Genomic DNA, 14,016 nt, shown 5'->3' on the forward strand with positions numbered 1-14,016 from the left:
ATCAAATGTTCACCAGGGAAAAACGTTATTTTGCTTTTCTTCTTTGAGATAAAAAAAACGAATGAATGTTCGTTTTTTTGCTTGGCAAATGAAAGAAAAAAGTATATAGTAGAGATAGGTTATGAGATGAGCTGCAATCGTCCAATTTCTTGTTTCTGATAGCAGCATCACTGATAACACTGCCCCGGAAACAAAAGAGGGTGCCTGATTAGCAGGCGGAAGAACAACAAATACATCAGGAAATGCTTACATTTAAATAGAATGAATTTTGGCTGGATATCCGGCTGATAGATTATAGAGGAGGAACTTTAGTGGGAGATCGTCAAGCGGCATTAGAAATGGCTTTAAAACAAATTGAAAAGCAATTCGGCAAGGGTTCAATCATGAAATTAGGAGAACAGTCAGACCGGAGAATATCCACTATATCCAGCGGCTCGCTTGCACTGGATGTTGCGCTCGGAGTTGGCGGGTATCCCCGCGGCCGTGTCATTGAAATTTATGGCCCGGAAAGTTCAGGTAAAACAACAGTTGCACTGCATGCTATTGCAGAAGTACAGGCAAATGGGGGACAGGCAGCGTTCATAGATGCTGAACATGCTTTAGACCCTGCCTATTCGCAAAAATTAGGCGTTAATATTGATGAGCTGCTGCTTTCCCAGCCGGATACCGGCGAGCAGGCATTGGAAATTGCAGAAGCACTAGTGCGAAGCGGCGCTGTGGATATCATTGTTATTGACTCTGTTGCAGCCCTAGTTCCTAAAGCAGAGATTGAAGGAGAAATGGGAGACTCCCATGTGGGCCTTCAGGCAAGATTGATGTCCCAGGGTCTAAGGAAGCTTTCTGGTGCAATAAACAAATCCAATACAATTGCTATTTTCATAAACCAGATCCGTGAAAAAATCGGTGTGATGTTCGGAAATCCCGAAACGACTCCTGGTGGACGTGCTCTAAAATTCTATTCAACTGTCCGGCTTGAAGTCAGACGTGCTGAACAGCTGAAACAGGGCAATGATGTAGTGGGAAATAAGACAAAAATAAAAGTTGTAAAGAACAAGGTTGCCCCGCCATTCCGCCAGGCAGAAGTTGATATTATGTATGGTGAAGGTATTTCCCGTGAAGGGGAAATCATTGATATGGGCTCTGATCTTGATATTGTACAAAAAAGCGGATCATGGTATTCATACAATGATGAGCGTCTTGGCCAAGGACGAGAGAATGCAAAATTGTTCTTGAAAGAAAACAAGTCCCTTCAGCAGGAAGTTGTAAAGAAAATCAGGGATCATTATAACCTAGATGGAGAACACTTTGCTGAAGCAGAAGAAGATGACCAAAACGGATTAGAATTGGAAGATTGAAAAAAGGGGGGCTAAGCATGATGCTTGGCCTCTTTTTTTATACTTTTAGATATATAGGTAAGAGGGTTAAAGCCTTGACCATAAGGAGGCTGCTAATTTAGGTTTTCTGGCATAACGGAGCCTTCGCCTGCTTTTTAAGTGATGCTTTGGCATTTGTAAATATACAGCATGGCTGCCTGTTTTGAAAGAGAGCATGCAGAGAAACTGTTTCATCCTTCTGAATATTCATAAACAGTAAGGTCAACCCCTTGACAATAAAATTTCTCAACTATACAATTAACATGTATATTTTACATTTTTTCAAACTGATACTTTAAAAAGCCAAGTGCTGTGTATTGAAGTTATGTACAATGTACTTGCTGACAGTTCAAATTAATGATGTAAAAAAAGTTCATAGCAAGGGAGGTGAAACGATGGAACCCATAACAATCATCTCCATTTTGCTTGGCCTATTCGTCGGTGCAGTTGTTGGCTATTTTGTGCATAAAACTAAGTCTGAAAACAAAATAGCAGGGGCTAGAGGCTCTGCAGAACAAATCCTTGAGGATGCTAAACGTGAAGCGGACGCCTTGAAAAAGGAAGCCTTATTGGAAGCAAAAGACGAAATTCACAAGCTTCGTTCTGATTCTGAACGTGAAGTTCGGGAACGAAGGACTGAATTGCAAAAACAGGAAAATCGATTATTGCAAAAAGAAGAGAACCTTGACCGTAAAGATGATACGTTAGATAAACGTGAAAACCTTTTGGAAAAGAAAGAAGATTCTCTGAACCAAAGACAACAGCATATTGAAGAGATGGAAAGCAAAGTGGACGAGATGGTTCGTAAGCAGCAAACAGAGCTGGAGCGTGTATCGAGCTTAACACGCGAAGAAGCGAAGTCGATTATTATTGATCGTACTGAGAATGAACTGGCCCATGATATTGCACTTATGATTAAAGAGAGTGAAAATCGCGCCAAAGAGGAATCCGATAAAAAAGCGAAAGAAGTTCTTTCTCTGGCTATTCAGCGTTGTGCAGCTGATCACGTAGCAGAAACCACCGTTTCTGTCGTGAATTTGCCAAATGATGAAATGAAGGGCCGTATTATCGGCCGCGAAGGGCGAAATATCCGTACGTTAGAGACACTGACAGGAATTGATTTAATTATTGATGATACTCCTGAAGCAGTTATTTTATCCGGATTCGACCCGATTAGGCGAGAAACTGCTCGATTGGCACTGGAAAAACTGGTGCAGGATGGACGTATTCACCCTGCCCGCATTGAAGAAATGGTGGACAAGTCCAGGCGTGAAGTGGATGAGCATATTCGTGAAATTGGTGAACAAACCACTTTTGAAGTTGGTGTTCACGGGCTCCATCCGGATCTCATTAAAATTCTAGGACGATTGAAATTCCGTACAAGCTATGGACAAAACGTTCTGAAGCATTCTATTGAGGTTGCCCAATTGTCAGGTTTATTAGCTGCCGAGCTGGGTGAAGATGAAACCCTTGCCCGCCGTGCAGGTTTGCTGCATGATATCGGAAAGGCAATTGACCATGAAGTGGAAGGAAGCCACGTCGAAATTGGCGTTGAACTTGCTACTAAGTATAAAGAACACCCAGTAGTGATTAACAGCATTGCTTCCCATCATGGCGATACTGAGCCAACCTCAGTTATAGCCGTTCTGGTAGCTGCCGCTGACGCTCTTTCTGCCGCAAGGCCAGGAGCTCGCAGTGAAACACTGGAAAATTACATCCGCAGACTTGAAAAGCTGGAGGAAATCTCCGAATCCTATGATGGAGTCGAGAAGTCATTCGCTATCCAAGCTGGCCGTGAGGTAAGGATTATGGTCAAGCCTGAACAAATCGATGATTTAGAAGCGCATCGTCTTGCGAGGGATATCCGGAAACGGATTGAAGAGGAATTGGATTATCCGGGACATATTAAAGTAACAGTCATCAGGGAAACCAGGGCTGTGGAATACGCAAAATAAACAAAGCGGAGATTCTCCGCTTTGTTTTTTTTTCTGCGGCATATATCAATTGCCGCGTTCCCTGAATGGCTGGAGGATAGTATGATACAATGAGAGAGATGTACAGCAAAAACTTACATGTAAAAGAGAAAGGGACTACTAAATATGAAATTGCTTTTTGTTGGTGATGTCGTGGGTTCTCCAGGCAGAGATATGCTTAAGGAGTACCTGCCGAAAATGAAGGAAAAATTCAAACCGCATATCACTATTGTGAATGGTGAAAATGCTGCTGGAGGACGCGGCATTACTGAAAAAATATATCGTGAATTCCTTGGATGGGGTGCACAGGCAGTGACATTAGGAAATCATGCATGGGATAACCGTGAAATATTTGAGTTTATTGATGATGCGAAATATCTTGTCAGGCCAGCAAATTTTCCTGAGGAAACGCCAGGTGAAGGATTAAAGTTTCTTAAACTTAATCAGTATGAAATTGCCATTATTAATCTGCAAGCCAGGACGTTTATGCCCGCATTGGATTGTCCGTTTCGTAAAGCGGAAGAACTTGTTGCTGAGGCGAGAAAAAGGACGCCTATCATTTTTGTAGACTTTCACGGAGAAGCTACAAGCGAAAAACAGGCAATGGGCTGGTTTTTAGATGGACAAGTTTCAGCTGTGATTGGAACTCATACGCATGTGCAGACAGCTGATCAGCGGATACTTCCAGGCGGAACAGCTTATTTATCAGATGCAGGAATGACCGGTCCATATGACGGTATTTTGGGAATGGAAAAAGAAGCTGTCATCCACAGGTTTTTGACAAGTCTTCCAGTCCGATTCGAAGTGCCAAAAACCGGGAGAACAGTGCTAAGTGCAGTTTTAATTGATATAGATGAAAAAACCGGTAAATCCCGAAAAATAGATACAATTTTAATTAATGAGGATCATCCATTCTATCATTAAGCTTCCGCCTTTGTACTGTCGTGCATAGGAGGCAATGCACTATTTTCGGTCTGGCCCGTTTGACGCTCCCTCTTTTCCAGGCTCTTTCCATGATAGTGTGACAAGTTATTTTCTGTGACATGTCATACTGTTTTTAAATGATGAATATAGTATCAATGAAAAGAGTTATACCTTTTAAACAAGCGTGAAAAAGGTGGGAAAACAAGGAGGACTAGGAATGGAAATATTAAAGGTTTCAGCAAAATCTAATCCTAATTCTGTAGCAGGCGCACTTGCTGGCGTTCTTAGAGAAAGAGGAGCGGCAGAAATCCAGGCCATAGGAGCCGGTGCGTTAAATCAAGCCGTTAAGGCAGTAGCGATCGCAAGAGGGTTTGTCGCACCTAGTGGAGTAGACTTGATTTGTATTCCTGCCTTTACAGATATTTTGATTGATGGAGAAGAACGGACGGCTATTAAATTGATTGTTGAACCGAGATAATATGTTTTTCTGATAAGCCTGTTTGCAGCCTGCGCAAGCAGGTTGTTTTTTATGATATCCTTATATATTATAGTAGCCAAAAGGGGTTTATTCGTGAATATATTTGATGCACATTGTGATGTGCTTATGAAGATGTTTAACAATCCTTCACTTTCTTTTGACAGCGAATTGCTTCAATTATCATATGGGGCATTACAAGCTGCAGGAAAAGTTCAATGCTTTGCTATTTATATACCAGAAAACGTCCACCCGGATATGAAATTTATGGCTGCTTTATCACAGGTTCAATTATTCCATGAACGTATTCTGTCAAAGAAAGATATCATTTTCGTACAATCCAAATATGATATTGATCTTTTAAGAGAAGGGCAAATAGGAGCAATTTTGACTCTGGAAGGCTGCGATTGTATCGGTAATGATGTATTGAAGCTTCAGACACTCCTGAGACTTGGTGTTTCATCAGTTGGATTGACATGGAACTTTTCAAATCTTCTTGCAGATGGAGCCATGGAAGAAAGAGGGGCAGGTTTATCAGGTTTTGGAAAGCAAGCAGTGCGCGTTTTGAATGAAAACTCGATAACCTGTGACGTTTCGCATTTATCTGAGCATGGATTTTGGGATGTAATTGATTTGGCAGATCACGTAATTGCTTCTCATTCCAATGTATATCGCCTATGCCCTCACCCGAGGAATTTAAGAGATGAGCAGATCAAAGCCATGATTAAAAGACACAGCATGATTGGAATTACTTTTGTTCCTCAGTTTTTGACGGCAGGTAAAGAAGCCGCTATAAAAGATATATTGAATCATATAGACTATATTTGCAGTCTTGGCGGGGAAAACAATATTGGCCTTGGCTCTGACTTTGATGGCATAGACTATACTGTCGCTTATTTGGCTTCTTATAGGGATTACAGCAGGCTGATTAATGAACTGGGAAAGTTTTACCCAGCTGCCCTTGCAGAAAAAATTATTTGGAGTAATTTTTCGGAAAATTTCTACAAATAATCTGGATATTCGATTCTTTTTTGAAAAATAATGCAGATATATGTAATATTCATTCATTTTCTATTCTATAATAGCTAATTTTTTCCATATATCCAAGTTGCATTTTTTAATGTTAAACGCTAGAATGGAAGCATTTAGTACACCTTTCTCTATAAAGAAAGAACGGTATTTTTATACATAATAATGCTGTTTTTAATGTGGGGTGCTAGTTGGGCAGATTACTATTCTAAGGGGTGTAGCGCATGATCAATCAGCTTTCCTGGAAAGTTGGAGGACAGCAAGGTGAAGGCATAGAAAGCACTGGAGAAATATTCTGTATTGCCTTGAATCGCTTGGGTTATTATTTGTATGGATACCGCCATTTTTCTTCACGGATAAAAGGGGGACATACAAACAATAAGATTCGTGTAAGCACTAAGCAAACTAGATCTGTTTCAGATGATTTAGATATTCTTGTAGCTTTTGACCAGGAAACGATTGATGTGAATTATAAAGAACTGCATAACGGCGGCATTATCATTGCTGATGCGAAATTTGCACCTGTTTGCCCTGAAAACGCAAGCGCAGCCCTTTATGCTGTGCCATTTACGGATATTGCCTCTGAGCTTGGGACTTCTCTAATGAAAAATATGGTGGCCATAGGTGCTACATGCGCTGTTTTGGAAATGGATACGATAGTTTTCAGGGAAGTGGTTCAGGAGATCTTCGGAAGAAAAGGCGAACAGATTGTCCAAAAAAATATGGAGGCCATTCAATCAGGCTATGAATCTATGAAGAGTTTGATTGCAGGGAAACCAGTATCCATGGTGCTTCAAAAAGCGGACGGGCAAAAACGCCTGTTCATGATTGGAAACGATGCCATTGCTCTTGGAGCACTTGCGGGCGGATGCCGGTTTATGGCTGCATATCCCATAACGCCAGCGTCGGAAATTATGGAATACTTAATTAAAAAACTTCCGGCATTTGGAGGGACTGTAATCCAGACTGAAGATGAAATTGCTGCTGCCACGATGGCAATTGGTGCTGGCTATGGAGGTGTCCGCTCAATTACGGCTTCAGCCGGTCCTGGACTTTCATTAAAAATGGAAGCCATTGGACTATCAGGCATGACGGAAACCCCGCTGGTTATAGTAGATACTCAAAGGGGGGGGCCATCGACAGGATTGCCGACAAAACAGGAACAATCTGACTTGATGGCAATGATATATGGCACACACGGGGAAATTCCGAAGATTGTTATTGCGCCAAGTACTGTAGAAGAAGCATTTTATGATACAGCAGAAGCAATGAACCTCGCGGAGGAATATCAATGCCCAGTCATAGTGCTTTCCGATTTGCAGCTTTCTCTCGGTAAACAAACTGTACAGCCCCTTGACAGCAGCAAGGTAGAAATCCGGAGGGGCAAGCTTTTGGAAGAAGATCTTCCTGACTTGGGGCCTAATGAATATTTTAAACGCTTTGAGCTGACGGCCGATGGCATTTCACCTCGTGTTCTTCCAGGGACAAAGAATGGAATTCACCATATAACAGGGGTAGAACATGATGAAACAGGAAAACCGTCTGAGTCGGCAGCCAATCGCAAGCTGCAAATGGAAAAAAGGATGAAGAAAATAAAAAACCTTTCCATTTCTGAGCCGGTAGTGAAAAATGCCAAGCATAAAAAGGCAGACATCCTTCTTGTAGGTTTCAATTCTACAAGAGGAGCCATAGAAGAGGCAATGGAAAGACTTGAAGCTGATGGCATTAAAGCAAATCATGCTCATATACGTTTAATACACCCGTTTCCTGCTGATGAGCTTTTGCCCCTTATGCAAGCCTCCGACAGGATTGCAGTGATTGAAAATAATGCTACAGGACAGCTCTCTAATTTAATAAAAATGAATGCAGGCCACATAGATAAAATCAGAAATATCCTGAAATATGACGGCAATCCATTCCTGCCGCATGAAATTCATTCACAATGCAAGGAGCTGTTATAATATGGCTACTTTTAAGGAGTTTCGCAATAATGTTAAACCTAACTGGTGCCCGGGATGCGGCGATTTTTCCGTCCAGGCAGCCATACAGCGGGCAGCAGCAAATGCGGGCCTGGAACCTGAGAATCTGGCAATTGTATCAGGAATCGGCTGCTCCGGACGCATATCCGGTTATATAAAATCTTATGGTTTTCATGGAATTCATGGGCGGTCACTTCCTATCGCGCAGGGAGTGAAAATGGCCAACAGGGATCTGACGGTCATCGCATCGGGAGGAGACGGTGATGGATTTGCAATAGGGATGGGCCACACCGTCCATGCCATCCGCCGGAATATAGACATCACGTATATTGTAATGGACAACCAAATATATGGATTAACCAAAGGACAAACATCTCCGCGGTCATCTGCCGGGTTTAAAACAAAATCAACTCCGCAGGGATCGATAGAGCAGGCTATTTCTCCTATGGAGCTTGCGCTTTCAGCAGGTGCAACTTTTGCAGCCCAAAGTTTTTCAACAGATTTAAAGGATCTGACAGCCCTGATTGAAGAAGGGATAAAGCACAAAGGCTTTTCTTTCATCAATGTCTTCAGCCCTTGTGTGACATATAATAAAATTAACACCTATGACTGGTTTAAAGAGAATATTACCAAACTTGGAACAATTGAAGGGTATGACCCATCGGACAGGGAAATGGCCATGAAAACAATTATGGAAAAGGACGGCCTGATTACCGGGCTTATTTACCAGAATAAAGAGCGCCCGTCTTATCAGGAAATGATACCGGGTTATGGAGAAAAGCCGCTTTCTGCATCCAGCCTAACAGTAAGCCAGGAAATTTTTGATAAACTTGCTTCTGAATTTATGTAAAGAAATTAAAGGGTTATTTTCACATTGTGAAAATAACCTTTTTTCCATAATTCCGCTATCCTGCAAACAGCTATCAGTGATGGCGGTGTTTATTATGATGGCATCGGCGGCACATCATTAAATTTGTCCAGAAGTCATCCCTGTTAGTTCTGGGGCTATCTGAGCTGTTGCTCACGCTATCATTATTGAAATGACAGCATCTGCCTTTGTTGCTTGTGTTGTTGTTGTTTGTATTTGCTGATCTTCCTGTCATGCTTGTCTCCTCCCCGTGAGAAATGTGTTCATGCTATCTTACGAAAAAAGAGGACAAGCGGTGCGGGAAACTGTCATCATTAGCTAAAAAACAGGCAGATGGAAGGATGATAACTTTGTTTTTTTAGGGCTGTCTCTCTCCAGGATGCTCGCTTTCATCGCGGGCTGAGCCTCTTCAGCTGCGCCTGCTGTCCCGCTGATCCTGCAGGAGCTTTGCAACTTACGCTCCTATCAACTGACTTAGAGATTGAGTCGCCTTACAGAACACATAAAAAAATAACAATCTTCTAAAAAAGAGCCTAAAAATGAACCACTTGAGATATTATTGCCATTTAAAATATCATCATAAATTTTAAATGGTGCCAATTATTAAAAAAATGTCCCTCTTATAGCCACATGTCCACTCAAGGAGGACAGCGGTATTTACAACTATTTTTCTTTAATGCTAAAATACTATTATACTTAGAAAATAACATGTGCTTTAAAGGGAGAGTGTACATATTGAACGGAAAAATGAAAGCGCTTGTAAAACATCACAGAGGATTTGGAGCAGAGCTCAGAAAAGTCGATATACCTTCCATAAATGAAACTGAAGTACTTATCAAGGTAAAAGCAACGTCCATTTGCGGCACAGACGTACATATCTATTCTTGGGATGCATGGTCACAGGGCAGGGTAAATCCTCCCTATGTTTTTGGCCATGAATTTTCTGGAGAAGTCGTGGAGATTGGAGACAAGGTAACAAGAGTGAAAATAGGGGATTATGTGTCAGCAGAAACACATATAGTCTGCGGGACATGTCCGCAATGTTTGACCGGCCAAGGGCATATCTGTAAAAATACCAAAATAATCGGTGTGGATACACAAGGGTGTTTTGCAGAGTATGTGGCTCTTCCTGCGGGTAACTTATGGAAAAACCCTGCGGATATGCCATTGGATGTTGCCTCTATTCAGGAGCCGATGGGAAATGCTGTACACACAGTCCTCGCTGGCGAAGTAACCGGCAAAGCTGTTGCAGTCATCGGGTGCGGACCTATAGGCATCATGGCTGCGGGTGTTGCAAAGGCATCGGGTGCGGCTAAGGTTATTGCTTTTGATTTAAACGATTACCGCCTTAAGCTTGCTAGAGAAATGGGTGCGGATTATACGGTTAACTCAGGTCAGGAAGACCCGCTTGAACAGGCATTTAATCTTACTGATGGTAATGGAGTGGATGTGGTTTGTGAGATGAGCGGACATCCTGCAGCCATCAATCAAGGCTTTAAGATGGCAACAAATGGCGGAAGGGTATCCATTTTGAGTCTGCCTGTCAAGCCAGTAGAAATTAACATAACAGATGACATAGTATTCAAGGGCCTTACTGTACAGGGAATTACCGGCAGGAAAATGTTCCAGACATGGCAGCAGGTTTCCGGCCTTCTTGCATCGGGCCAAGTAGATGTTACGCCAGTAATTACCCATCACCTTCCGCTGGAAGAGTTTGAAAAGGGCTTTGAATTAATGATGAAGGGCGAATGCGGGAAAGTTGTGCTGACACCATAAGCATATAAATTCATGCCTGCTGTAAAAAATGAAGATTTAAAAGGAGGATTATTATGAAAGGCTTTGAATACTTACAGAATGAACTGGATGCAATGAAAAAAGAGGGAACTTTCAGGAAGCTTGTTCCGCTTGAATCTGATCAGGGTTCAAAAGTTGTGGTCAATGGAAAAGAGGTTATCCAGTTGTCCTCAAACAACTATCTTGGCCTTACCAATCATCCCCGCCTAAAAAAGGCTGCCTTGAAAGCTGTCGAAGAGTTCGGGGCAGGTACAGGATCTGTCCGGACGATTGCAGGTACTTTCTCCATGCACGAGGAACTTGAAGAAAAATTAGCGAAATTCAAGCATACAGAGGCAAGCCTGGTTTTTCAATCAGGGTTCACCACGAATCAGGGCGTTCTCTCTGCGATATTAACGCCTGAAGATGTCGTGATATCAGATGAATTAAATCATGCATCCATCATTGATGGCATCCGCCTGACCAAATCAGGACGAAAAGTATATAAACATGTGGATATGGCATCCCTTGAATCAGCCCTCAGGGAATCAAAAGAGTACAGAAAAAGGCTGATCGTAACGGATGGTGTTTTTTCCATGGATGGAAACATAGCGCCACTTCCTGAAATCGTGGAATTAGCAGAAAAGTATGATGCACTTGTCATGGTTGATGATGCACATGCTTCTGGTGTGCTCGGCCAGAACGGCCGCGGAACGGTCAACCACTTTGGCCTTGACGGGAGGGTGCATATTCAGGTTGGCACACTAAGCAAGGCAATCGGTGTACTTGGAGGGTATGTTGCAAGCTCCAGAACTCTTATTGATTACCTGATTCACAAAGGCCGCCCTTTTTTATTCAGTACATCACATCCTCCTGCAGTCACAATGGCTTGCATAGAAGCCATTGACGTTCTTTTGGATGAACCTGTGCTGTTTGACCGGCTTTGGGAAAATACGAAGTTCTTTAAAGCCGGATTAAAGGGATTAGGATTCAATATTGGCGACAGCGAAACGCCAATCACTCCAGTCATAGTCGGTGATGAAGCATTGTCGCACCAATTTTCAGATCTGCTGCTTCAATACGGCGTTTTTGCCCAGGGAATCGCGTTTCCAACTGTAGCTAAAGGGCTGGCGCGTGTCCGGACGATTGTTACCGCCCAGCACTCTGAATCAGAGCTTAAACAGGCGCTTTCTGCATTTGAAACAGCAGGAAAAGAGCTTGGGATCATAAAGTAAATACCGCCAGCAATGTCCCTGTTTTTCTGATCATTCTAGGGAAACTGCTTAAAAATTCCAGCTGGGAGAGTTGTTCGAAAATGGATTCATCCCTCAGCAAACATTATAAATTATTGTTGTAAGAGATTATTTAGTTTAAAATGGTAAGTTGTAAGCGAAAAATTTATCTTATGCAATTTTTTATATAGTGAAAGAAGGGATACTCCATGAACGAAAAACAGCGTTTGGAAACACAGCAAGTAAAGGCGGACAATTCAGCGGACAAAAAATCCGTGAAGGATTACAGCCAATACTTTCAAGCGGTTTACGTTCCTCCTTCCTTAAAGGAAGCAAAGAAACGGGGAAAAGAAGAAGTAAAATATGATGCCTTTGCTATTCCTGAAGAGTTCAGGGCTATGGGCGAAGGAAGAAAGTTCTTTATACGTACATATGGCTGCCAGATGAATGAACATGACACCGAAGTTATGGCCGGCATCTTTATGGCCCTTGGATATGAAGCAACAGACACAGTGGAAGACGCAAATGTCATCTTGCTTAACACGTGTGCAATACGTGAAAATGCAGAAAATAAGGTTTTTGGCGAACTTGGCCACCTGAAATCGCTTAAAAGCGAAAAACCTGATTTGCTCTTGGGAGTATGCGGATGCATGTCACAGGAGGAATCGGTGGTAAATCGGATTCTATCAAAGCATGGGTTTGTTGATATGATATTTGGCACGCATAATATCCACAGATTGCCCAATATCCTCCATGATGCCTATATGTCTAAAGAAATGGTCATCGAAGTATGGTCGAAGGAGGGCGATGTTATTGAAAACCTTCCAAAGGTCCGCAAAGGAAAAACAAAAGCATGGGTCAACATCATGTATGGCTGCGATAAATTCTGCACGTATTGCATCGTTCCTTATACCCGCGGGAAGGAACGAAGCCGGCGGCCTGAAGAAATTATCGCTGAGGTCCGCCATCTTGCTGCACAGGGATACAAAGAAATCACCCTTCTCGGCCAAAATGTAAATGCATATGGCAAGGATCTTGAAGACATCAGATTCGGTCTTGGCGATTTAATGGATGAAATCCGAAAAATCGATATACCAAGGGTGCGTTTTACAACAAGCCATCCTAGGGACTTTGATGATCACCTGATTGAAGTTCTTGCAAAAGGCGGAAATCTTGTTGAACATATTCACCTCCCTGTTCAGTCAGGCAGCACGGAAATTCTAAAAATAATGGCCCGCAAGTATACCCGCGAGCAATACCTGGAGCTTGCTGCAAAAATTAAAGCATCCATTCCTAACGCTACCCTGACAACCGATATCATAGTTGGATATCCAAATGAAACGGATGAGCAATTTCAAGAAACACTTTCATTGTATAAAGAAGTAGGTTTTGATGCAGCATATACCTTTATTTATTCGCCGCGCGAAGGCACACCGGCTGCCAAGATGCAGGACAATGTACCGATGGAAGTGAAGAAAGAGCGTCTGCAGCTTTTAAATGCGCTTGTAAATGAAACCTCCGCCTTAAAAATGAAAGAGTATGAAGGCCAGGTAGTTGAAGTGCTCGTAGAGGGCGAAAGCAAAAATAACCCCGAAGTATTAGCGGGATATACAACAAAAAATAAGCTCGTTAACTTTATTGGACCTAAATCTGCGATTGGCCAAATTGTTAAAGTAAAAATCACGAAAGCCAAAACATGGTCATTGAACGGGGATATGGTTGAAGAAGCAGCGGCTGTAGAGGTGAAATAATGGCAAAGTTCTCAAAAGACGATATTCTTCAAAGAGCAGCAGACCTTGCACAAATGATTTCTGAAACGGAAGAAGTGGATTTTTTCAAACGTGCTGAAGCTCAAATTAATGAAAATCAAAAAGTCCGCGAAATGATTGCAAGCATTAAAAGCCTGCAAAAACAGGCAGTGAATTTCCAGCATTATGGGAAAGAACAAGCCTATAGGCAGGTGCAGGATAAAATCGATGCACTGGAAAAAGAACTTGATGAGCTGCCGATTGTACAGGAATTTAAGCAATCACAGGTTGATGTGAACGATTTACTGCAAATGGTGGCTTCACAAGTTTCAAATACGGTAACTGATTTGATCATTGAAAGTACTGATGGTGATAAATTGCGCGGTGAAACAGGATCACGCGCGAATGCAGGCGGAAGCAGCTGCATGTAATAAAACAAGAACCCCCCTTCATTGTGAAGAGGGGTTTTTTTGTTTGAAGACGCTTGACTCCTTGGGGATTAACGCTCAAGGCTAAACCCCGCGGAGGCTCGGTGTACGCTTCCGGAGATCTGTGGATTTTGTGCGGAAATCCGCAGGCTGATTGGAGTGTAAGGTGCGAAACTCCTGCTTAGATTAGCAGGGACAGGTGAGATCCCGCAGG

General features: G+C 42.4%; 11 protein-coding genes. All 11 read left to right on the top strand.

All coding sequences use genetic code 11. The features are described 5' to 3' along the window. Positions 1 to 311 precede the first annotated feature (311 nt). The 11 genes from recA (at position 312) to BM126_RS04060 (ending at position 13,805) form a co-directional block, all read left to right on the top strand. Positions 312 to 1,355 (top strand): recombinase RecA, encoded by a 1,044-nt coding sequence (gene recA / locus BM126_RS04010; protein WP_090988234.1) that lies wholly within the window; start codon positions 312 to 314, stop codon positions 1,353 to 1,355. 413 nt (positions 1,356 to 1,768) lie between these two features. Continuing rightward, on the top strand, positions 1,769 to 3,328 hold the full coding sequence (rny, locus tag BM126_RS04015; protein ID WP_071350694.1) for a ribonuclease Y: 1,560 nt from the start codon (positions 1,769 to 1,771) through the stop codon (positions 3,326 to 3,328). 144 nt (positions 3,329 to 3,472) lie between these two features. Beyond that, a complete protein-coding gene (locus tag BM126_RS04020) occupies positions 3,473 to 4,270 on the top strand; it encodes a TIGR00282 family metallophosphoesterase (protein ID WP_071350693.1) in 798 nt (265 codons plus the stop codon). Between the two features lie 217 nt (positions 4,271 to 4,487). Continuing rightward, complete coding sequence (gene spoVS / locus BM126_RS04025; RefSeq protein WP_003211281.1) at positions 4,488 to 4,748, top strand: stage V sporulation protein SpoVS; 261 nt, start codon at positions 4,488 to 4,490, stop codon at positions 4,746 to 4,748. Between the two features lie 51 nt (positions 4,749 to 4,799). Continuing rightward, the gene (locus tag BM126_RS04030; RefSeq protein WP_090988235.1) at positions 4,800 to 5,756 is read left to right on the top strand and encodes a dipeptidase; all 957 of its coding nucleotides are present in this window, start codon (positions 4,800 to 4,802) and stop codon (positions 5,754 to 5,756) included. A 242-nt stretch (positions 5,757 to 5,998) separates the two neighbouring features. Continuing rightward, a complete protein-coding gene (locus BM126_RS04035) occupies positions 5,999 to 7,735 on the top strand; it encodes a 2-oxoacid:acceptor oxidoreductase subunit alpha (RefSeq protein ID WP_090988236.1) in 1,737 nt (578 codons plus the stop codon). A gap of 1 nt (position 7,736) precedes the next feature. Next, a complete protein-coding gene (locus tag BM126_RS04040; RefSeq protein ID WP_090988237.1) occupies positions 7,737 to 8,603 on the top strand; it encodes a 2-oxoacid:ferredoxin oxidoreductase subunit beta in 867 nt (288 codons plus the stop codon). A gap of 753 nt (positions 8,604 to 9,356) precedes the next feature. Further along, positions 9,357 to 10,397, top strand: a complete 1,041-nt coding sequence (gene tdh / locus BM126_RS04045) for an L-threonine 3-dehydrogenase (RefSeq protein WP_177201293.1) — start codon at positions 9,357 to 9,359, stop codon at positions 10,395 to 10,397. A 53-nt stretch (positions 10,398 to 10,450) separates the two neighbouring features. Beyond that, complete coding sequence (locus BM126_RS04050; protein WP_090988238.1) at positions 10,451 to 11,629, top strand: glycine C-acetyltransferase; 1,179 nt, start codon at positions 10,451 to 10,453, stop codon at positions 11,627 to 11,629. A gap of 206 nt (positions 11,630 to 11,835) precedes the next feature. After that, on the top strand, positions 11,836 to 13,377 hold the full coding sequence (gene miaB, locus BM126_RS04055; RefSeq protein WP_090988239.1) for a tRNA (N6-isopentenyl adenosine(37)-C2)-methylthiotransferase MiaB: 1,542 nt from the start codon (positions 11,836 to 11,838) through the stop codon (positions 13,375 to 13,377). After that, a complete protein-coding gene (locus BM126_RS04060; protein ID WP_090988240.1) occupies positions 13,377 to 13,805 on the top strand; it encodes a YlbF/YmcA family competence regulator in 429 nt (142 codons plus the stop codon). Before miaB ends, BM126_RS04060 begins: the two co-directional genes overlap by 1 nt. The last annotated feature ends 211 nt before the right edge of the window (positions 13,806 to 14,016 follow it).

This window comes from Bacillus sp. OV322 (genome assembly GCF_900112495.1).
In the GTDB taxonomy this organism is placed as follows: Bacteria; Bacillota; Bacilli; order Bacillales; family DSM-1321; genus Peribacillus.